The sequence below is a fragment of the Corallococcus sp. bb12-1 genome, assembly GCF_026626765.1.
Classification (GTDB): domain Bacteria; phylum Myxococcota; class Myxococcia; order Myxococcales; family Myxococcaceae; genus Corallococcus; species Corallococcus terminator.
The window spans coordinates 24,827-45,331 of record NZ_JAPNJZ010000010.1 but is presented as its reverse complement, the minus strand read 5'-3'; the positions used below and the strand labels follow the sequence as shown (position 1 = coordinate 45,331).

The following is a 20,505-nucleotide window of genomic DNA, read 5'->3' as shown; positions in this document are numbered from 1 at the left end:
CATGACCCAGGACATCCTGCTTACGCTGGGGCGCGAGGCCCTGCTGTTGATGGTGCTCGCGTCGCTGCCGCCCATCGGAGCGAGCATGTTGGTGGGCTTCCTGATGAGCCTCTTCCAGGCCACCACGCAGTTGCAGGAGAGCACGCTGTCGGTAGTTCCCAAGCTGTGCGCGGCGGTGCTGTCGCTGGTGCTGGCGGGGCCGTGGATCGCAGGACAGCTCACGCTCTTCACCCGGCAGTTGCTGACACTCATCGCGGACGTGGCGTTGTGAACCCGGAAGCGCTGGGTGAGCAGATCCTCGCGCTGGGGCCGCACGTCATCGCCGTATCGCTGTGCGCCGCGCGTCTCGTGCCCATCGCGTTCCTCTGTCCATTGCTGGGGGGACAGGCTGCGCCGACGACGGTCCGTCTGGGACTGGTGCTCGCGCTGTCGCTCTTCCTGCACCTCGAAGCGGGCGTGGATCTTCCCGGTCCGGTGGAGACGCCCGTCGTGATGGCGGCGCTCGTGGTGCGCGAACTGGCCTACGGCATTTCGGTGGGCCTCGTGTCCGCGCTGCCCTTCGACGCGGCGAGGATGGGAGGTCGCTTCATCGACCTCTTCCGGGGAACCTCCGCGGAGGCGAGCCTCCCCATGGCGGGGAGCCGTGAGTCCGCGACGGGTGATGGGCTGTACCACCTGCTCGTGGCCCGGGTGGTGTCGGGCGCGCTGTTCCCATTGGTCCTCTCGGCACTGCTGCGTGGCTTCGGCGTGGTGCGGCTGGGAGCCTTCGTGCCCACCGAAGCCGCGACCCTGCACGTGGTGGTGATGGTCGGCGGCGCCATGGCCACGGGACTGGCAGTGGGGGCACCGGTGGCCGCGGCGACGCTCGCCGTGGATTGCTTCCTGGGCATGGCGTCCCGGGCCGCGGCGCAGGTGAATCTCCAGGAACTGGGGACGCCTCTTCGCATCCTCGGAGGTGGAGCCTTGCTGTGGCTGGGTGTAGGGCTCTTGTGTGAGCGACTGCTCGCGGGCGTGGTGTCGACGGAGGGCGCATTGGCGCTGCTGGGCGAGGTCGCGCGATGAGCGGGGAGAAGACGGAACAACCCACGGCCAGACGGCTGCGGGAGGCGAGGCGCAAGGGTCAGTTTCCCCGCAGCCGCATGTTGTCCTCCAGCGCCGCGACCCTGGGGGGACTGCTGGGCTTCATCGCCTTCGCGCCGGAGGGCTTCGCACGGCTGAAAGACTGGGCCGCGCGGCTGCTGCTGGAGCAGACCCTTCCGGGGGCCTGGGAGGAAGGAGCGTGGGTCGCCGCGCGGCTGTGTGGACCCGCGCTGGGAGGTGCGCTCGCGGCGTCCCTTGCCGTGTCGGTGGCCACCGTGGGCTTCGAGATGGATGCGCGACATGCCGCCCCGAAGTTCGAACGCATCAATCCGGCGGCGGGCCTCAAACGCCTCTTCAGCCTCCAGCCCCTGGTGGAGATGGGAAAGGCGCTGGTCGTGGCGACGCTGCTGGCGCTGTGGGTATGGAGCGAGGTGGAGACGGTGGCGCCTGATGCCCTGCGCACCGCGTGGCTCGATGGGACGCGGGGGATGGAGTTCCTGGTCAGCCGCCTGGCGGCGCTGGTCGTCCAACTGGCGTGGGTGGTGCTGGGGTGTGGTGCCGTGGACTACGCGCTCGCCCGGCGTCGGCATCTGCGCGACCTGATGATGACCCGCGAAGAGGTCCGGCGGGAGCACAAGGAAAGCGAGGGCGACCCGCGCCACAAGGGACAGCGGAAGGCCCTGCATCGCCAGCTCGCGCAGGGCGGTCCGGCACGTGGAGTGCAAAAGGCCACCGCGGTGATCGTCAACCCCACGCACATCGCGGTCGCGCTCCGTTACGAAGCGGGAGAATGCGACGCGCCCTATCTCGTGGCCAAGGGCCGTGAGGAGGACGCGCTCGCGCTCAAGGAAGAGGCACGTCGGCAGGGCATCCCGGTGGTCCGCGATGTGCCCCTGGCCCGCAGCCTCATCCACTTCGACGTCGGGGAATCCATCCCCGAGGAGCTGTACCAGGCGGCGGCCGTCGTGCTGCGGACCGCGATGGAGACGCGCGAGACGGACGACCGTCCACGGAGGCAGACGTGAAGAACCCACTCATGAAGGTGTTGCTGAAGGCCCGCCAGTCCTCGGACGTGGTGCTCGCGGTGGCGATGGCCGCCGTGCTGGGCGCGCTCATCATCCCGCTGCCAGCCTGGCTCCTGGACGTGGGGCTCGCGGTGAACCTCGCCGCCTCCGTGTCGCTGCTGGTCGCGGCGCTCCACGCGAAGGACGCGCTGCGGGTGACGTCCTTCCCGACGTTGCTCCTCTTCACCACGCTGTTCCGGCTGTCACTCAACGTGTCCTCCACACGACTGGCCCTGTCGGAAGGTCACGCGGGCGAAGTCATCCAGGCCTTCGGCGAGTTCGTGGTGCGCGGTGACTACGTGGTGGGCGCGGTGGTGTTCGCCATCCTCACGCTGGTCCAGTTGCTGGTGGTGACCAAGGGGGCGGAGCGGGTCGCGGAGGTGTCCGCGCGCTTCACGCTGGACGCGATGCCCGGCAAGCAGATGTCCATCGATGCCGACCTGCGTGCGGGTGCCATCGACCAGACGGCAGCCCGCCGTCGTCGGCGCGACCTGGAGCGCGAGTCCCAGATGTTCGGAGCCATGGACGGCGCGATGAAATTCGTGAAGGGGGACGTCATCGCGGGCCTGGTCATCGTCGCGGTGAACCTGCTGGGCGGCACCCTCATTGGCGTGTTGCAGAACGGCCAGTCCTTCTCCGAAGCCGCCGCCACCTTCGCTCTCATCGCCATCGGTGACGGGCTCGTGTCCCAGGTGCCCTCGCTGTGCATCGCGGTGGCCGCGGGCCTCGTCGTCACGCGGGTGGCCTCGGAGAAGGAGGAGGACTCGCTGGGCACGGAGATTGGCACCCAGTTCTTCGGGGACCCCCGGACGCTGGGCATCGTCGCGGGGCTGTGCGTCGCGCTGGCCCTGATGCCGGGCATGCCGCACCTGACCTTCCTCGCCCTGGCCGCGGGTCTCGGGGGGCTGGGATACGCGCTGCGGCGAAAGGCACCGGAGGCCTCGGACAAGGCCCTCGCCAAGGAGGGGACTCCAGCGGGAGCCGCCGTTCCCGTCGGCGCGGCGGGCAAGCCTCCGGAGAGCGCGGCGGCGCCGGTAGGTGTGGCCCCGCTCACGCTGGATCTGTCCTCGTTGCTGACACCCCTCGCGGAAGCCGACGGTGGCGCCTTCGTGTACACGGTGCTGAACGGGGTGCGCGATGAGCTTTTCTTCGAACTGGGCGTGCGCATCCCAGGTATCCGCGTGCGGACCCAGGCCGCGTACCTGGGCCCGGGCGAGTACCGCCTCCTCCTGGACGAGGTGCCTGCCGGTGGGGGCGTGGTGCTGCCCGGGGCCCTCTATGCGCTCGTCCCTCCCGGAGAGCTGGCCTTCCTGGAGGTCCAGGCAGAGGCCTCCGTGGAGCCGGCCACCGGGCGTTCCATCAGCCGGGTCGGGGAGGGGGCCCGCTCCCGGTTGGAGCTGGCCCAGGTGCCCCTGCGCAAGCCCGCGGAGCTCATCGCGGACCATCTGCGCGCCGTGCTCCGCCTCCGCGCCTCCGCGCTCCTGGGGCTCCAGGAGGTGCAGGGCCTATTGGAGGGGCTGGAGGCCCAGGCGCCCGTGCTGGTGAAGGAGGCGCTGCAGAAGGTGCCGCTGCCGCTGCTGGTGGACGTGCTGCGGCGGCTCGTGCAGGAGCAGGTGAGTATCCGGGACCTGCGCGCCATCCTGGAGGCCCTGGTGGCCCCCACCACCGAAGGCGACGCGACCGCCCTGGCCGAGCGCTGCCGGCAGGCCCTGCACCGCTACCTGAGCCACCAGTTCGCGCCCACGGGCCCGCTGTACGCGTACCTCGTGGACCCGGAGGTGGAGGAGGTACTGCGCGCCAGCGGCCCCCGGGGGCCCGCTCCGGAGCCGGAGCGCGTGGTCGAAATCCTGGAGGGGGTGCGGCAACTCGCCAACGGTGGCCGGGCGGTGCTGCTCACGGCCCCGGACATCCGCCGGCCACTGCGCAAGCTGTGCGAGGGCCCGTTTCCGGACGTGGCGGTGCTCACCTACGGTGAGCTGGATGGAGATCTTCAGATTCGCCCCATCGGCCGGCTGTCGCCGATTCCCGTGGGGCGGTGAGGCCTGTGGGCACTCCAGCGATGGCCCTACAGGGTCCCGGTGCCGCTGCTGCCCTTGAACTCGGAGGACGGCAGGTCCGACTGGGCCTGCAGGGGGGCGGGACGGTTGACGCGGTCGCGCAGTTCCTTGCCCGTGCGAAAGAGCAGGCCGCGCTTGGGCTTCACCGGGATGACCTGACCCGTCTTCGGGTTGCGGCCCTGATAGCCCTGGTAGTTCTTCACGTGGAAGGCGCCGAGTCCGCGAATCTCGATGTTCTCGCCGCGGCAGAGTGCGTCCTTCATCGACTCGAAAATCGTCTCGATGGTTGCTTCAGCCTGCTTCTGGGTCACGCCTCGTTTGGCAACGAGGATGTTGATCAGATCGGACTTGAGCATCGGACGCTCCCGCAAACCCCGTGACCCCTTGGTGACAGGGCTCAATGGCCCGTGGTCGAGTCCCGAATACATAACAGAACACCTCCTCCTTGCAAGCCGGGTAGGCTCCCAACCCTCTAAAAACGTTACGGATTTCCGCTGCCAGCCGCTGCCTTGGGTGCCTCTGGAGCGACCGGGGCGAGCAGCCCTGGACGCAGGGGTGTCACGAGGTCCATCCACCGGGTGCGGCGCAGCAGGTCCACCCCCGCGCAGTCAGCCGCCTGGAACAGGGGTTCGAACTGTTCGAACCCCGGGGCCCGGGGGCCCGTCCAGGTTTCAGGGCCTCCGGAGATCATCACCCCGTGCACCGCGAGCGTGCTGTCCGCGAGCGTGAGCTCGGCGGGGTCCCTCGCCGGTCGCAGCCCTCCCCGGCGCGCCCGCTCCAGCAGGCGGGCTTCCACCAGCCGGTCGACGACCTCGTGCACGAGCGATTCGGGCACGCGCAGACGCGTGGCCAGCTCCCGGGGCAGGGGCGGCGTCAGCCCGTCCACCCAGCACAGCGTGACGTCCTGGGCGACGCGGGCGGCCACCAGCTCGTAGGCGCGCGGATGGCTGCCGAAGGCGAAGAGCGAGTCGCGGAAGGACACGTGCTCCACCGCGTAGGACAGCCTGGCGCCGAACAGCATCACCAACCAGCTCACGTACACCCAGGCGAGGAACAGGGGCAGGGCGCCCAACGACGCGTACAGCGGGTTGTAGAGGAAGCTGCGCGCGGCGAACTCGGCGTACACCTGCTTCGCCACCATCCACCCCACGCCGGCCACCAGTCCACCCGCCAGCGCCGAGCGCACGCGCACGTGGGCGAAGGGCGTCCAGAGGTACAGCAGCGTCAGGCTGCCGATGGCGATGAGCATGGTGCCCAGCGCGATGAACAGCGGCGCGGACGGCGCGTGGGTCTGGAGCAGCACGCGGACCCGGCCCGTGCCCGAGAAGGAGATGGCCAGGAAGATGGGGCCCAGGAGCAGCAGGCCGGCGTAGATGGACAGGCGCGTCAGCCAGGGACGCTGGCGCCGGATGCCCCACAGCTCGTTCACCGCGCCGTCGATGTGGCGCAGCAGCGAGCCCGCGGACATCAGCACCGCGAGGAAGCCGATGCTGCCCACGGCGATGGAGCTGCCCGGGTGCAGGAACCGGTCGAGCAGGGCGGCGGACTCCTCGCTGACCCCCGGCGCCAGGACCTCGGAGATGACGAAGCGCAGCTTCTTCTGGAACTGCTCCTGGTGGAGCGTGCGCAAGAGCACGAGCCCCACCGTCAAGAGCGGCACCAGCGAGAACATGCTGATGTACGTGAGCGCCGCGGCGCGAAGGCGCAGGTTCTCGCCCATGAAGCCGCGCGCAACCGTGCGCCCCGCGAGGAAGATGTCCGCCGCGAACCGGCCCCCGGAGGTGCGCGCCACCGGAGCCCACACGCCAGAGGCCGTCGTGCGCGCCCAGGACCGCAGCCGGACCAGCCCCTGCCGATAGCGCCACCCCAGGCCCCTCCTCATGCGCACGGGCCCCTACGGGGGCATTGCTGCCCGGGTGAGGGCAGGCCACCGGGTTCCAAGGGCGTACGGAAGCAGGGAAGGGGGCGGGTCATCCTGGGGGCTTCAGATGGACCGACGGGCGACGACACCCCCCGGTGTGGAAGTGCCACCGTAACCAAACTCGGGCCCTGGGGACCAGTCCACCCACCCCACGGTGTGGCCTCCGCCACGTTGCCCGAGGAACCGGTGTGCCTGGCCGCTCGGTGGGCAGGTGGACCGACCCGGACATGCCGGAGCCCCGGCGCCACGTGGCCAAAGAGAAAGCCCGGCGGGGATGAACCCCACCGGGCCTTGGCTGTCACACGCAGGCCGCGCCTACGTCGCGGCGCCGCTCAACGACTTCAGGCGTCGCTGCCCCCGCCGGACGACTCCGAGGAGCCTCCACCGGACGCCGCCGGAGGCGGGCCACCGGAGCCGCCGCCGTTGTTGCCGGAGCCTCCCTGGGAACCGCCGCGCTCGGGCCGCTCGCCGCCCCGGCCTTCTCCGCCGCGACGCTGCTCGCGCTCGCCACCCCGGTTGCGCTCGCCGCCAGCGCCAGCGCCACCACCGCCACCACCACCACCACGCTCGGGACGCCGGCCCTCGCGACGGTCGCCGCCGCCGCGCTCTCCGCCGCCAGCGCCACGGGGCTCCGCGCCGCGCTCGCCACCGCGCTCGCCGGCACCACCACCACCACCACCGCCACCACCGCCACCGCCGCGGTCCCGGTCGCGTCCACGCCGGCCCTGGTCCTGCCGGCCGCCGCCTCCGCCACCGCCGTAGGCGTTCTCCGGGCGGCGCTGCTGCATCGCCAGCTCGCCGTCACCGGAGCCCGGGGACGAGGCCACCTTGTGCTCGGGGCCCGTGGCCGACCGGCCGTAGATGTCGTACTGCTCGCGGTGGTAGTTCTGCTGCGCCTTGACCTGGATGGACTTGTTGTAGCGGTCCATCAGGTGCCGCAGCTCGTTGCGCTCCTCGCCCTGGAGCAGCCGCGCGACCTCCGCGTTGCAGTTGATGACGAGCGTGGAGTCCTTGTAGCCCGGCGCCTCGCGGCGGATCTCCCGGAAGATTTCGTACGCCACCGTGGTGGCCGTCTTCACGAAGCCCTTGCCGTCGCAGTAGGGGCAGTCCTCGTGCAGCACGCGGCCAATGGACTCGCGCACGCGCTTGCGCGTCATCTCCACCAGGCCCAGCTCGGAGATGCGCAGCACGTTCGTCTTGGCCTTGTCGCGGCCCAGCGCTTCCTGCAGCGACTTGAAGACCTTGTCGCGGTTCTGCGCCTTCTCCATGTCGATGAAGTCGCAGATGATGATGCCGCCGATGTTGCGCAGCCGCAGTTGGTAGACGATCTCCTTGGCCGCCTCGACGTTGATCTTGGTGATCGTCTCCTCGAGGCTCTTCTTGCCGACGTAGCGGCCCGAGTTGACGTCGATGGCGGTGAGCGCCTCCGCCTGGTCGATGATCAGGTAGCCGCCGCTCTTCAGCCACACCTTGCGCTGGGTGGCGCGCTGCAGCTCCTGCTCGATGCCGTAGGCGTCGAAGACGGGCTCGTCCGTCTCGTGCAGCACCACGCGGTCGCGCAGCGCCGGGTCCTGCGCGGTGACGAAGCCCTGGATGCGCTCGTACTCCTCCGCGTCGTCGACGACGAGCTTCTCCACGTCGTGGGCGAACAGGTCGCGCGTGGCGCGCAGGATGAGGTCCAGGTCGGGGTGCAAGAGGCCCGGTCCGCCGCGCTTCTCGTTGCGGCGCACCACCTGGTTCCACACCTCGATGAGGAACCGGATGTCGCTCTCCAGCTTCTCCTGGGGAACGTTCTCCGCCACCGTGCGCACGATGAAGCCCGTGCCGGGCGGCCGCAGCCGGTCCACGATGTCGCGCAGCCGTCGGCGCTCCTTCTCGTTGGAGATGCGGCGGCTGATGCCCACGTGGTCCACCGTGGGCATGAACACCAGGTGACGGCCCGGGATGGAGATGTGCGAGGTGAGCCGCGCACCCTTGGTGCCGATGGGGTCCTTGGAGATCTGGACCACCACCTCCTGGCCGACCTTCAGCAGGTCTTCAATCTTGTCCGTCTTGCGCTGCTTGGGCTTCTCCTTGTCGTCATCGCGCTTCTCGCGGCGGGGAGGGCCCTCCTGGCGGCGCTTGTCCTTCTCCTTCTCCTTGTCCTTCTCGCGGCCTTCCCGGGCGCGCGGCTCGCGGGCCTCCCGGGCCTCGCGCGGCGTGCGGCGCTCGCCGGAGACCTCACCCGGACGGGCGGACTCGGCGGCGGGGGAGGGGATGAGGTCGCCCAGGGCCGCGGCGTGCGGCGGCGGCTCGGCGGCCTCGGGGGACTCCTCACCGACCTGCGTCACGCTGCCCTCGGCGAGCGTGGCGACGGTGACGGTCTCCGCGGGCGTCTCCTGCACCACCGCCGGGGCCGCCTCCAGGGGGAGGCCGGCGTCCGTCAGCGGCACCGCCACGGAGGCCGTGGACACCGAGACGTGCGTCTCCTCGATGATGAAGGCCTGGGGCAGCTCGGCCTCCGTCACCGGGGCCTGGACCTCGGCGGCGGGTTCGGTGGCGGAGGGAGCCGGCGCGGACGCCGTCTCCAGCGCCGCGGGGGGAGCCTCGTGGGGTGCCGGCTGCGCATGGACGTCCAGCGCCAGCGCGGTGTCGTGCGTCAGCGCCGGCTCCACGGGGGCCGTGGGGGCCTCCGTGCCGGCGGCAAGCGTGTGGGCGCCCTTGTCCGGCACCGTGGCCGCGGCGGCCTCGAGGGTGTCGGCCTCGGATTCCGTGGGGACCTCTGGCGCGTCCTCGTGCTCGCCTTCGGTCAGTTCGAACTGGGCGCGGGCGAAGTCCGGGTCGTAGACGACGTCGCTGACGTACAGGAAGGCGGCCTTCTCCAACCCGATGTCGACAAAAGCCGCCTGCATGCCCGGGAGCACCCGGACGACACGGCCCTTGTAGATGTTTCCGACGACGCCCTTGTCCTTCTTACGCTCGAGGTAGAACTCCGCGATATGGCCGCCCTCGACGAGCGCCACCCGGGTCTCCCGACCCGCGGCATTGATGACGAGCACACTGCTCATGGATGAATCCTGGAAGCGCGCGCGGTAGGGGGGACCTCACCGGACGGGGGGCGGCAAGACGCCACACCTCCGAGCACGCTGCGAGGGGAGCGGCGGTTGGTGGCCCTTCGACGTGTGGACGCCCACCGGAATCACCGGAGGGAGAACGCATCGTCTGGGTGAGGGCCGAGGACATCACCGCCTGCTCCTCCGAGTTCATATCGCCCCGCATTGCGACCGGCACCGTGCCGGGCGGGGCTGCTTCTCTTCAAGCGCTCGAGGTCTCCACCACGCCCGTGCCGTCCGCCCCCTCTTCCACACCCGGTCGGTGCCCATCGTGGGCCACCTTGGGGGGGTGTCTGGGGGCTCCGGAGCAGCAGGGACATCCGGAGGAGACCGGAAGCGCAACCCGTCGAAATTCCAGCCTGGGCCTGATGTCCCGCCAACGCGGGGCGTCACACAACCACCCAGAAACACGGAGAGTTTTCCACGCCCCTCCAGGTGTGTAAAGGCAAGAAGCGCCCGTTCATCCACTGTCGGGCAGAAGGCCGCAGGGCCCGCCCCCAGGGCATCCAGGCCGGAACGGGCCGGCCCAGGGGCTTTGAAGGGGGGCCTCAGGCCTGGGCGGGGGCCTGCTTGCGGCCCTCGGGCTTGTCCAGCTTCCCGCGCGGCCGGCGCACCAGCCGCAGGGCCGTCCAGGTCTCGTCGATGACGCAGATCTTGTTGTCCACGAGCCCGATGTCGAGCGCCGCGTGCCGCACGAAGTCCTCGGACAGGCGCGTCTTCGGCCCCTCGGTGGTGGCCCAGCAGACCCAGATGCCACCGTTGAGGGTGGTGGCGCGCGACAGCGCGGGCAGCCGCTGCACCAGCTCCGTGGCGTCGGAGGTGAAGAAGAGGATGACGTCCAGCCCCGTCGTGGCGGTGACGAGGAACTCCACCCCCTCCGGCAGCGGGTTGAGCTTCTGCACGAAGCCCCGGGGCGGGTTGATGATGGAAACCTTGGTGCCGGCCCGGATGCCCAGCATGGGTGCCAGGGACGCGAAGGCGTAGGGCGTCGTCATGAGGTGCGCTCCACCGTGAAGGTGCGGAACTCGCCAGTGGCTTCACCGGCAGTGTGCTCCACGTGCGTGACGCGCGCCATGCGAGGGCCTTGGTGGCACCAGCTTATGAAGTCTTTCAGCGCAGCGGGCTCGCCTTCCACCGTGGCCTCCACGGAGCCGTCGCTCCGGTTGCGCACCCAGCCGCTCAGGCCCAGCCGCAGCGCTTCGGCGCGGGAGCTCTCCCGGTAGGAGACTCCCTGGACCGTGCCCTGGATGCGCAGGGTCACCCGGCGCTGCGTGCTCATGCCTTGGGCCTCATGCTCTGGCGTTCCCTTCTAGCATCTGGAGGAACGCCTGCTCATCCAGGATTCTTACCCCGAGTTCCTGCGCCTTCTTCAGCTTGGAACCGGCGTCCTCGCCCGCGACCACGAAATCGGTCTTGCGTGAGACACTTCCAGACACCTTACCGCCCCGCCGCTCGACTTCCTCCTTGGCCTGCTCGCGCGCCATCCCGGCCATCGTCCCGGTGAGCACCACCGTCTTGCCCACGAAGGGCCCGCCGGTGGAGACCTCCGGAGGGGCCGGCGCCACGCCCGCGTCCAGCAGGGACTGGATGGTGGCCTGGTTCTGCGGCTCCTGGAAGAAGGTGTGGATGACCTGGGCCATCACCGGGCCCACGTCCTTCACCCGGCTGATGTCCTCCAGGCTCGCGGTGAAGAGCGTCTTCACCTGGGGGAACGCCTCCGCCAGCGCCCGGGCCGTGGAGTCGCCCACGTGGCGGATGCCCAGGGAGTACAGGAAGCGGCGCTGGGTGGTGTGCTTGGACCCCTCAATGGAGGCCAGCAGGTTCTCCGCGCTCTTCTCCCCCATGCGCTCCAGCTTGAGGAGCGACTCCTTCGTCAGCGCGAAGAGGTCCGCGAACGTCTTCACCTGACCGGCGGTGACGAGCTGGGTGGCCAGCTTGTCGCCCAGGCCCTCGATGTCCATCGCGATGCGGCTGGCGAAGTGGCGCACCTTCTCCACCAACTGCGCGGGGCAGGACGCGCCCGTGCAGCGGATGACGGCGCCGTCCTCGTCCTTCGCCGCCACCGCGCCGCACACCGGGCAGTTCGTGGGGAAGGCGAAGGGCTGGGAGTCCTCCGGGCGCTTGGAAAGCACCACGGTGACGATCTCCGGAATCACGTCGCCCGCGCGGCGCACGAAGACGGTGTCGCCCTTGCGCACGTCCTTGCGGCGCATCTCGTCTTCGTTGTGCAGTGTGGCGCGCGACACCATCACGCCGCCTACCTTCACCGGCTTCAGGTGCGCCACCGGCGTGAGCGCGCCCGTGCGGCCCACCTGGATGCCAATGTCCTGCACCAGCGTGGACTCCTCCTCCGGCGGGAACTTGTAGGCCACCGCCCAGCGCGGGCTCTTGGACACCTGGCCCAGGCGGCGACGCAGGTCCTCGTCGTCCACCTTCACCACCATGCCGTCCACCTCGAAGGGCAGGGCGTGGCGGCCTTCGAGGGATTCCTTGTAGCGCTGGCGGATGCCGTCCACGCCCTCGGCGGGCTGGTAGCGGTTGATGGGCAGGCCCAGCGTCTTCAAGTACTCCAGCTTCTCCGTGTGCGACTTGAACGCGGGCACGCCGTCGCCGGGCAGGCACTCGTACAGGTAGACGGAGAGGGGCCGGGCCGCGGTCTCCTTCGGGTCCAACTGGCGCAGGCTTCCCGCGGCGGCGTTGCGCGGGTTGGCGAAGAGCGGCTCGCCTTGCTCCTCGCGCTTCTCGTTGAGCTTGCGGAAGTCCTCCTTGCGGATGAAGACCTCGCCGCGCACCTCCAGCCGCTTCGGCACCTTCACGCCGTCGTTGGGGAACAGCTCCAGCGGCAGGCTCTTGATGGTGCGCAGGTTGGACGTCACGTCCTCGCCCGTGGTGCCGTCGCCCCGGGTGGCGCCCTGGATGAAGCGGCCGTCCTCGAAGCGCAGCGCGATGGCCAGGCCGTCCAGCTTGGGCTCGCACACGTAGCCCACCTGCGTGAGGCCCGTCAGCTTGCGCACGCGATCGTCGAACTCCGTGAGCCCTTCGTCGTCGAAGATGTTCGCCAGGGACAGCATCTGCGCGCTGTGCACCACCTGCCCGAAGTCCTCCACCGCCGCGCCACCTACGCGCTGGGTGGGCGAGTCCGGCGTGGCGAGCTGGGGGTATTTCTCCTCCAGCGCCTGCAGCTCCCGCATCAACGTGTCGTACTGCGCGTCGCTGATCTCCGGCGCGTCCAGCACGTAGTAGCGGTGGTTGTGGTGGGCCAGCTCCTGACGGAGCGCTCGGGCGCGGGCTTCGGCTTTCGGGAAGGTGTCCACGGGGTGTTGTCCTTACCCCAATTCGGCGACGCGGCCAGGATGCGCACGCCCCTCGTCGGAGGAGGACCACTCTAGCGAGCCCACCTGACAGGACCGCTCCACGAGGGGCCGACAGGACGACTCCCCCTGTCGCGCGTTGCCAACCTCCTACGTTGGACCCGCGGACCCTCCTGACCTGGGTCGCCCGCGCGGGCCCGGTCCGGACCCGAAAGCGCCCCCCGTGCCCCGGAAACTCCACCGGCGGATGGGAAGGGGGACCCGGGGATGCGTGTTCCACCGGACGAGGGGGACCTTCCGCACCCCAGTTGACCCGAATTTCAGCTACATAGCGGATTCCCTGTTCGCAATACCCCCTCCCTCCAGTGCAACCCCCTGAAAAACGGGGTGGTGCAAGGCACGGATGCCTTGACAGCTCAGGAGGGGGTCAATAGTTTCCAGAGCGGTTCATGGCGCAGGGGTCCCCCCGCGCCGTCTCTTCCCAACCACAGGCCCACGCGCCCTCCGGTCCCCTTCAGGGACCCGGGTGGTGCTGCCCTCCTGGAAGGTGCTTCCGAGCGCCGCGCGGACGGACAACGTCCCGCGTACAGCCTGCCCGAGCCTTCGGGCGATTCCCCCCCATTCCGTCTGCTGACCGTCATGGCCAAAGCCCGTTCCCCCCGAGAGAAGGTAGTCCAGCCCGCGTTCGTAGCCGCGGAGGAGAAGCCCCGCCGCAAGCGCGCGGCGGCGAAGGAGGCGGAGAAGCCCGCGCCCCGCGCGCGCCGTGCCCCGGCTCGCAGGGAAGAGCCGCCCGCCGAGGAGGTTCCGGAGGTGGTGGCGGAAGCGCCTCGCCCGGTGCTCACGCCCATCTCCCGGCCCGTGCGCGACGACGAGCTCCAGGAGATCCGCGCCGAGGAGCCCGAGGACACGGCCTCCGCGACGCCCGCCCCGCAGGAGTCCGCCGAGTCCCCCGCCATCACGGAAGTCGACCGCGACGGCGCCCCGATGCAGGTCATCAAGCTCAATGACCTGAAGCGGATGAAGATCGTCGAACTGTCGAAGATGGCCCAGGACGTGGGCATCGACGGCTACCAGGGCCTGAAGAAGCAGGACCTCATCTTCGCGCTGCTGGGTGGCATCGCCGACAAGCGCTTTGAAGTCCACGCGGAAGGCGTGCTGGAGCTTCTGAGCGACGGCTTCGGCTTCCTGCGCAGCGCGGACAGCGACTACCAGCCGTCCCCGGACGACATCTACGTGTCCCCGTCGCAGGTGCGCCGCTTCACGCTGCGCCCTGGCGACACGGTGACGGGCCCCATCCGCCAGCCCCGCGAGGGCGAGCGCTTCTTCGCGCTGCAGAAGGTGGACACGGTCAACTTCGCGGACCCCACGTCCGAGGCTGCGCGCGAGCGCATCCTGTTCGACAACCTCACGCCGCTGTATCCGACGCGCAAGCTCAAGCTGGAGCACGAGTCGTCGGAGATGACCACGCGCATCATCGACATGTTCTGTCCCATCGGTCTGGGCCAGCGCTGTCTCATCGTCGCGCCTCCGAAGGCGGGCAAGACGGTGCTGCTGCAGAACATCGCGCACGCCATCAGCCGCAACCACCCGGACGTCTACCTCATCGTGCTGCTGGTGGATGAGCGCCCGGAAGAAGTCACCGACATGGAGCGCAGCGTGCGCGGCGAGGTGGTCTCCTCCACCTTCGACGAGCCCGCCACGCGTCACGTGCAGGTGGCGGAGATGGTCATCGACAAGGCCAAGCGCCTGGTCGAGCAGAAGTACGACGTGTGCATCCTGCTGGACTCCATCACCCGTCTGGCCCGCGCCTACAACACGGTGGTGCCGGCGTCCGGGAAGATCCTCTCCGGCGGCGTGGACGCCAACGCGCTCCACAAGCCCAAGCGCTTCTTCGGCGCCGCGCGCAACATCGAGGAGGGCGGCAGCCTCACCATCATCGGCACGGCCCTCATCGACACGGGCAGCCGCATGGACGAGGTGATTTTCGAGGAGTTCAAGGGCACGGGTAACTCCGAAATCGTCCTGGATCGGAAGTTGATGGAGAAGCGCATCTTCCCAACGCTCGACATCAACAAATCCGGCACCCGCAAGGAGGAACTCCTCTTGTCGCAATCGGACCTGGTGCGCATTACGGCGTTGCGCCAGGTGCTCCACCCCTTCACCCCCATCGACGCGATGGAGTTCGTGCTCAAGCACATGCGTCCGACGGCGGCGAACGCGGAGTTCCTGGGCTCGATGAACCGGTAACCCCGGCCTGGGAGCCCCACATGCGTCGTCTCCACGTCCTTCGTTTCCTCGCCCGCGCCGTCGCGGGCGTCACCCTGGGCCTGCTTGCGGGGTGTGACCTGGGCGTGGAGGACCTGCCGCTGGAGGATGCGCCCCCGGTGCTCTCCAGCCAGGTCTGCTACGAAGACTCGGATTGCGTGGCGAGCGCGTGCTGTGGCGAAGGCAACGCCGTCACCCACCGCACGGAAGGTCCCAACTGCGCCGGCGTGCGGTGCGACGGGACGTGTCCCCCAGGCAGCATCGACTGTGGTCGCTGCATCCCGGTGTGCCGCAACGCGCGCTGCGCCGGCGCCTGCCAGTAGCAGGCACCGCGCGGTCCGCGTCCGCTGACCTACCCGGTGCTGGCCCCCGTCAACGGGGCCTGTGCCTCCTTCAACGGCAGCGTCACGTGGAATGTGGTGCCTCCGCCCGGCGTGTCCTCCACGTCGATGCGGCCCTGGTGTGCTTCCACCACCTGCCGTGACACCCAGAGGCCCAGGCCCAGGCCGCCGTAGTGGTGCGTGGACACCGCGCGCTCGAAACGCTCGAAGATGCGCTCGCGGTCCTCCGGCTTGATGCCGATGCCGTGGTCCACGACGCTCAGGCGCACCACCTCGCCGTCCGGTCGCAGCGTCACCTCCACCGGCTTGCCTCGGCCGAACTTCAGCGCGTTGGCCACCAGGTTGTGCAGCACCTGGGCGATGCGCGACGGGTCGAAGGGGCCCATCACCGGACCGTTCACGGAGACGGTGAGCAGCGTGCCCTCGCGGCGCGCCTCCTCCTCCGCGAAGCGCGTCACCTCCACCAGCAGGTCCGCCAGGTCCACGTCCGAACGGGTGAGCTTCAGCCGGCCGCTGGTGATCTGCGACACGTCCATCAGCACGTCCACCAGCAGCGCCAGCCTCCGGATGAAGGCGCGCGCCTGCTTCAGCCGCTCCAGGGCCTTGGTCGGCGCGTCCCGTCCCAGGCTGCGCTCCACCAGCTCCAGGTTGAGCTGGAAGGCGGCCAGCGGTGTGCGCAATTCGTGCGCCGCCACGGAGAGGAAGTCATCCCGGGCGCGCAGCGCTTCGGCCAGCCCTTCCGCGCGGGCGCGCTCGTCGGCCATCTCCCGGCGCATGCGCGCGAGCCTCAGGTTGGAGGCGATGCGCGCGAGCAGCTCCCCCGCGGAGAAGGGCTTCACCAGGTAGTCGTCCGCGCCGGAGGACAGGCCCTGCACGGTGGCCTGTTCGCCGGCCTTCGCGGACAGGAGCAGGATGGGCAGCTCTCGCGTGTGCGGCGCCGCGCGCAGGGCCCTGAGCAGGCCCACGCCATCCAGGCGCGGCATCATCACGTCCGACAGCACCAGATCCGGCGGTCGGGCCAGCGCGAACTCCAGTGCCTTCTGGCCGTCCGTCACCGTATCCACGTCGTAGTCGGTGGAGAGCACGCGCTGGATGTAGTCGCGCATGTCCCGGTTGTCGTCCGCCAGCAGGATGCGCGCGCGGGGCATCGGCTCCACGGCGCGGATGCCCTGGGACGGCGTCGGGATGCGGTTCGACTGCGTGTGCTCCTGCGGCTTGGAGACGTTCCACAGCAGCGCTTCCTGGACGTAGGCCGACGTGGCCTCGCGCGCCGCGGAGCGGGGACGGGCCGTGGTGCGGATCCGCTCCGGGGGCAGGTGCGCGTGGCCCAGCGGCAGCTCCACCGTGAAGGTGGCGCCCTGGCCTTCCGTGCTGCGCACCGACACCGTGCCGCCATGCAGCCGGGCGAACTCCTGCACCAGCGCGAGCCCGATGCCGGTGCCCTCGTGCGTGCGTGACGCGGTGCCCGGTACGCGGTGGAAGCGCTCGAAGAGGCGGGGCAGCTCCTGCGCGGGGATGCCCGCGCCGGTGTCCTCCACCTCCAGCACCACCCGCCGGCCATGCTCGCGCAGGCGCAGGGTGACGCCGCCCTGGAGCGTGAACTTGAACGCGTTGGAGACCAGGTTGAGGACGATCTGCTCCCACAGGTCCGGCGCCACGTACACGGGCTCGGACAGCGGGGGACAGTCCACCGTGAGCTGCAAGCCCGTGCGCTCCATGGCGGAGCGGAAGCTGCTCGCCGCGTCCGCCGTCAGCGCCGCCAGGTCCGAGGGCACGAAGCGCTCTTCCTTGGGGCCGGCCTCCAGGCGCGATAGGTCCAGCAGCGCGTTCACCAGCTTGAGCAGGCGTCCCGCGTTGCGGTGCACGCGCTCCAACTCCTTGCGCGCCTCCTCCGGCAGGGCTCCTGAACGCCCGGCGAGCAGGTCCTCGGTGGGGCCCAGCATCAGCGTCAGCGGCGTGCGGAACTCGTGGCTGACGTTGGCGAAGAACTCCGACTTGAGCCGGTCCAGCTCTCCCAGTTGTTCGTTCGCGGTGCGCAGCTGCTGGTTGGCTTCTTGAATCTGCTGCGCGCGCCGGAAGATCTCCTCCTCCATCTCACCCGCGCGAGCCTGGAGCGCCAGGTGCTGGCGGTTGTGTTCGGCGTCCTGGTTCTTCAGGTGGATGAAGTCCGTCACGTCCTCCACGCGGTGGATGATGTGACTCAGCTTGCCGTCCGCGCCGAACACGGGGGAGTTCAGTGGGCTCCAGTAGCGCACGTCGAACCCGTCACTCACCTTGCCCGAGCGCGGGATGTCGTACTTCTGGACCGCCATCGCATCCGGGGCGCCCGTCTTCACCACCCGCTCCAGGGACGCGCGCAGGTTGCTCACGCCGCTGGCCGTCAGATCCTCGGGGTTGTCCGGGAAGACGTCGAAGATGTGGCGGCCGAGGATGGCCTCGCGCTGCGTCTGGGTGGCGCGCAGGTAGGCGTCCGTCACCGCGACGATGTGGAGCTCGGGCGTCAGCACCAGGTACGGATTGGGCGAGGCTTCGAACAGGCTCCGGAAATCCGGGGTGTCGGGGGGGCTCGGGGGCATCGCACGTCCTCGAAGGCGGAGGAGTGCGTGGAAGTAGTCACCCGCCTCCCGGATGGCCAGGGGCATGTGTCCCTCCGGGCCGGGGGTTTCTTCCGGTGGACGATTGGTGCCCCGGTGCCCTCGCGACGGTGAGGCGGATCAGGCCGCCGGAGCGGCGTCCGGGGAGGCGATGGCCTGCTGGACCGCGGGCGTCACCAGCGGCGGCGGCTGGGCCTTGACGCGCGCGTAGTCGAAGCAGGCCACCAGGATGGAGGCCACCGGCACGGCGAAGAGGGCGCCCCACAGGCCGAAGAGCTTCTCGCCCGCGATGAGGGAGAAGGCCACCACCACCGGGTGGATGCGCGCGGCCTCGCCCATGATCTTCGGGTTGAGGAAGTACGCCTCCAGCGCGTGGATGCCGACGATCCACAGGAGGAGCGCGAACGCCTTCTGCACGCCGTCCGCCAGCGCGATGAGGACGATGGGCACCGAGCTGATGATGGTGCCGAAGATGGGGATGAGGCTGAAGAGCGTGGCGATGGTGGCCAGCAGGAACGCGAACTTCACGCCGAATAGCAGCAGGCCCACGAGGGTGAGGCCCCCGTTGACGAGGCAGATGGTGACCTGCCCGCGCACCACGCCCGACAGCGAGCGGTCGATGTTCGCCACCAGCGTCTTCGCGTCGGGGAGGAACTCCGCTGGCACGAGCGTGCCGAAGTAGCGGCGGATGGCCTGCGCGTCGATGGAGAAGAACGCGGCGACCATCAGGATGAAGAACAGCATGAACACGCCGGCCAGCACCTCGGTGACGATGCGGCGCGACACGTTGACGATGTCCGACATGTTCTCGCGCACGAGCGTCGTGCCCCGGGACACCGCGTCGGTGAGCATCTGCTCCAGGTCCAACGCGAGGCTGAAGCCCGTGGACGTGCCCGCCGCCGCGCCCTCCATGGCCCGGTCCGACAGGGCCACGGGGATGCCGTAGACGTTGAGCCACGTCTCCGCGCGCTGCGCGAGCGACTGCACGTGCTCCGGCGTGAGCGCGCTGGCGAAGGCCGCCATCTCCCGGCTGATGCGCGCCACCTCGCGGTACAACTGCGGCACCAGCGCGATGAAGAACAGGTACACCGCGAGGAAGAAGCCCGAGTAGATCATCAGGATGGCCACCCAGCGCGGCACGGAGCGGCCGCCCAGGTTCCACCGGGTGATGCGCCCCACCAGCGGCTGCACCAAGTATGCGATGAGCGCCGCGCCCGCGAAGGGCATCACCACCGAGCGCAGCGTGAAGAGCATCAACGCGATGGCCACCCACAGCCCCGCGAGGAGCATCAGGCGCTTGCGGCGATCTTCGGGGGCGGCGTCCACGGGCTGCGACATGGGAAGTGGGCTTAGGGCAGTCACCTCCCTCCTGACAAGCTCTCGGAGGAAACACCTGGAGACCGCGGGTTCCTACGCCCGCGGAACGCCCGGAAGGGGCCCCCAGGCGGCCCGGCGTCCGGCCGGACTCATGCCTGGGGCAGCGTGGGAGGGGCGGCCAGCCGGGCTTCCACCCGGTCCAGGCAGGACTGCATCAGCGGGCGCTTGATGCGTCCCTGGGTCGCCTCGCCCAGGCCCAGCATCTGCTCCGTGAGCCAGCGGGTGAGAAAGAGCAGGGGGACGCGGTCGTCGGGCCCAAGCCCCCGCTCCAGATAGCGCTTGTTGCGCATGTAGTCGTCGAACGCGTCGAACTCGCGGCCCAGGTCCCAGCGCGCAAGCCGCAGGGCCTCCGTGTAGACGGCCGGGGCGGGGCGCCGGGTCACTTCCGCGAACAGGGGGGCGAACTCCCCCAACGTGGTGGGGTCCACGTCCTGCACGGGCGGAGGCCAGGCTTCCAGGTCCCTGGCGAGCATCCGGGCCACCTCTTCCAGGAGGTGGTCCACGAGCGGGATGGGCTTGAGGTCGAAGAGGTGGTCCCAGCGCGAGGGCATGTGTCAGGGGCTGACGGCGAAGGCGGCGGGCAGGGCCACCGGAAGGGGAGGGGGCGGAGTAGCGGGCACCGCGTCCTCGTCAGCATAGCCCAGGGCCAGCTCGCGCTGGATGACCTCCCACACGGCGCGGCGGGTGAGCAGCTCGCCGTGGGCCACGTCGGAGACCTCCACGTTGAAGACATTGGGCTGGCCGTCCACGTCCAGCCGGGAGGAGGGGAAGAGCGCCACAGCGTCGTCGCGCGAGTAGATGGACGTCAGCCGCACGTGGCGCGGGAAGGCGCCCTCGCCCAGGCGCTTGATGAAGGGCGACACGGGCGTGAGCTGCCACATGCTGCGGCTGAACCAGCCGAGCGTCGCGCACCCCAGGTAGGCCATGCGCGTGCCCCGGTGGGGCGTACCCAGCGTGATGAGGCTTCGCACGCGGGCGTCTCCGCCCAGCCGCTTCACGTAGTACGTGCCGATGAGGCCGCCCTTCGAGTGCCCGATGATGGTGAGCGGCCCCATCTCCGGGTGGCGCTCATAGAGCCGGTCCACCTTGCCTTGAACCTTGCGCGCCAGCTCGTCGATGCGGTGCGTGTTGAAGCGGTCCATGGTGCCACCCAGGTGGATGGACCAGACGCAGTAGCCCTCGCGGCGCAGGCGGTGCTCCAGCACCTCCAAGACGCGGCGGGTGCTGAAGAAGCCGTGCAGCAGGAGCACCGGCCGGGGACAGCGCTTGAAGTCCGTGCGCCGCACCACCTGGTTGCCGCGCGGATCCAGGTCCAGGTAGCTGGCCAGGTACCGAAGCTGACACTTCATCTTCCGGTACTGCATCACGAACGGATTCATGGCCGCCCCCGTCCCGCCCTGGCG

The 20,505-nt window shown here is 69.9% G+C and carries 16 protein-coding genes; 6 read left to right on the top strand and 10 right to left on the bottom strand.

The window, feature by feature from the left end; all coding sequences use genetic code 11:
- Window position 1 precedes the first annotated feature (1 nt).
- The 4 genes from OV208_RS14060 to OV208_RS14045 are packed head-to-tail and all read left to right on the top strand — an operon-like array spanning window position 2 to window position 4,183.
- Window positions 2-271 (top strand): flagellar biosynthetic protein FliQ, encoded by a 270-nt coding sequence (locus OV208_RS14060; protein ID WP_120542835.1) that lies wholly within the window; start codon window positions 2-4, stop codon window positions 269-271.
- Entirely contained in the window at window positions 268-1,062 is a 795-nt protein-coding gene (locus OV208_RS14055) for an EscT/YscT/HrcT family type III secretion system export apparatus protein (RefSeq protein WP_267574346.1), read from the top strand. Before OV208_RS14060 ends, OV208_RS14055 begins: the two co-directional genes overlap by 4 nt.
- Window positions 1,059-2,105: an EscU/YscU/HrcU family type III secretion system export apparatus switch protein gene (locus tag OV208_RS14050; protein ID WP_267574345.1), complete on the top strand. Its 1,047-nt coding sequence runs from the start codon at window positions 1,059-1,061 to the stop codon at window positions 2,103-2,105. The genes OV208_RS14055 and OV208_RS14050 overlap by 4 nt, the downstream gene beginning before the upstream one ends.
- A gap of 11 nt (window positions 2,106-2,116) precedes the next feature.
- Entirely contained in the window at window positions 2,117-4,183 is a 2,067-nt protein-coding gene (locus OV208_RS14045) for a flagellar biosynthesis protein FlhA (RefSeq protein WP_267574543.1), read from the top strand.
- 26 nt (window positions 4,184-4,209) lie between these two features.
- Here the strand turns inward: OV208_RS14045 and OV208_RS14040 are convergent, their stop codons facing one another.
- From OV208_RS14040 to ligA, 6 genes are all read right to left on the bottom strand, one after another.
- Window positions 4,210-4,557, bottom strand: a complete 348-nt coding sequence (locus OV208_RS14040) for an HU family DNA-binding protein (RefSeq protein ID WP_120542838.1) — start codon at window positions 4,555-4,557, stop codon at window positions 4,210-4,212.
- A 125-nt stretch (window positions 4,558-4,682) separates the two neighbouring features.
- The gene (locus OV208_RS14035) at window positions 4,683-6,083 is read right to left on the bottom strand and encodes a YhjD/YihY/BrkB family envelope integrity protein (protein ID WP_420715020.1); all 1,401 of its coding nucleotides are present in this window, start codon (window positions 6,081-6,083) and stop codon (window positions 4,683-4,685) included.
- Between the two features lie 380 nt (window positions 6,084-6,463).
- Window positions 6,464-9,169 (bottom strand): Rne/Rng family ribonuclease, encoded by a 2,706-nt coding sequence (locus OV208_RS14030; RefSeq protein WP_267574343.1) that lies wholly within the window; start codon window positions 9,167-9,169, stop codon window positions 6,464-6,466.
- A gap of 593 nt (window positions 9,170-9,762) precedes the next feature.
- A complete protein-coding gene (locus tag OV208_RS14025; protein WP_267574342.1) occupies window positions 9,763-10,209 on the bottom strand; it encodes a DUF3052 domain-containing protein in 447 nt (148 codons plus the stop codon).
- Window positions 10,206-10,493, bottom strand: a complete 288-nt coding sequence (locus OV208_RS14020; RefSeq protein WP_267574341.1) for an acylphosphatase — start codon at window positions 10,491-10,493, stop codon at window positions 10,206-10,208. Before OV208_RS14020 ends, OV208_RS14025 begins: the two co-directional genes overlap by 4 nt.
- 10 nt (window positions 10,494-10,503) lie before the next feature.
- A complete protein-coding gene (gene ligA / locus OV208_RS14015; RefSeq protein WP_267574340.1) occupies window positions 10,504-12,528 on the bottom strand; it encodes an NAD-dependent DNA ligase LigA in 2,025 nt (674 codons plus the stop codon).
- A gap of 636 nt (window positions 12,529-13,164) precedes the next feature.
- Between ligA and rho the strand changes: the two genes are divergently transcribed.
- Window positions 13,165-14,772 carry a transcription termination factor Rho gene (gene rho, locus OV208_RS14010; RefSeq protein ID WP_267574339.1) on the top strand — a complete coding sequence of 536 codons (1,608 nt, stop codon included), beginning with the start codon at window positions 13,165-13,167 and terminating at the stop codon, window positions 14,770-14,772.
- Between the two features lie 20 nt (window positions 14,773-14,792).
- A complete protein-coding gene (locus OV208_RS14005; RefSeq protein ID WP_267574338.1) occupies window positions 14,793-15,113 on the top strand; it encodes a hypothetical protein in 321 nt (106 codons plus the stop codon).
- 29 nt (window positions 15,114-15,142) lie between these two features.
- Here OV208_RS14005 and OV208_RS14000 read toward each other — a convergent pair whose 3' ends face one another.
- From OV208_RS14000 to OV208_RS13985, 4 genes are all read right to left on the bottom strand, one after another.
- Complete coding sequence (locus tag OV208_RS14000; protein ID WP_267574337.1) at window positions 15,143-17,773, bottom strand: ATP-binding protein; 2,631 nt, start codon at window positions 17,771-17,773, stop codon at window positions 15,143-15,145.
- Window positions 17,774-17,845: 72 nt separating this feature from the next.
- Entirely contained in the window at window positions 17,846-19,063 is a 1,218-nt protein-coding gene (locus OV208_RS13995; protein WP_267574336.1) for an AI-2E family transporter, read from the bottom strand.
- Window positions 19,064-19,191: 128 nt separating this feature from the next.
- Window positions 19,192-19,653: a hypothetical protein gene (locus OV208_RS13990; protein WP_267574335.1), complete on the bottom strand. Its 462-nt coding sequence runs from the start codon at window positions 19,651-19,653 to the stop codon at window positions 19,192-19,194.
- A gap of 3 nt (window positions 19,654-19,656) precedes the next feature.
- Complete coding sequence (locus OV208_RS13985; protein WP_267574334.1) at window positions 19,657-20,481, bottom strand: esterase/lipase family protein; 825 nt, start codon at window positions 20,479-20,481, stop codon at window positions 19,657-19,659.
- Window positions 20,482-20,505: the final 24 nt, after the last annotated feature.